The following is a 703-nucleotide window of genomic DNA, read 5'->3' as shown; positions in this document are numbered from 1 at the left end:
GAAGGCGATGGCGATGATGAAACTTTAAGCGTTGATTTAAGCAAAGTTCCTGCTGATGTGAGCAAGGTGATTTTTGCAGTGACGATTTATGATGGTCAGACACGCAACCAAAACTTTGGTCAGGTTGGTAATGCTTATATCCGTGTGATCAATGATGCAGGCGGTAGCGAAATTGCACGTTATGACTTATCGGAAGATAGCAGCACTGAGACAGCAATGATCTTTGGTGAGCTTTATAAAAATGGCAGCGAATGGAAATTCCGTGCCATTGGTCAGGGTTTTGCAGGTGGTTTGGGGCCTTTAGCAGCCTCTTATGGCGTAGCAGTTTAAGTCGGCAAACCTGCTTGGGAAAAATAGTGTTTAGGCACTATTTTTCCTTACCTGAAAAAATAATGATAAAATAGGCTATTAAAAGAAATGCTGAATTTAATTCGTGGACAAAAAATAAAATTAAATGATTTATTGCAGGGCCAAAACGCTTTTTATATTCAGATTCAATATCAAGCCAGCTTTATACTTGACCTTGCCAGTTTTGGTCTGGATGCTCAATATAAATTGAGTGATGAGCGTTATATGACGTTTTATAACCAGCCTAAAACACCGTGTCAGGCGGTACAGTTACTCGATAATCAGCTACAACAGAGTCGTTTCCTGATACCGAATTGAAAGTGTTTCTGACGAGCGTTTATCCATTGGAGCGTAA

General features: G+C 40.1%; 1 protein-coding gene and 1 pseudogene. Both read left to right on the top strand.

From position 1 onward, the window contains the following. On the top strand, positions 1 to 330 hold a 330-nt coding region (locus tag B4H32_RS08075), incomplete at its 5' end, for a TerD family protein (protein ID WP_286801672.1). Between the two features lie 87 nt (positions 331 to 417). Continuing rightward, positions 418 to 657 (top strand): annotated as a pseudogene (locus B4H32_RS08070) (TerD family protein); the annotation flags it as partial. Positions 658 to 703 lie beyond the last annotated feature (46 nt).

It is taken from the genome of Acinetobacter sp. UBA2063 (assembly GCF_002333245.1).
GTDB lineage: Bacteria > Pseudomonadota > Gammaproteobacteria > Pseudomonadales > Moraxellaceae > Acinetobacter > Acinetobacter parvus.
Note: the sequence above shows the minus strand (reverse complement) of the source record. Positions and strands in the feature narration are given on the sequence as shown.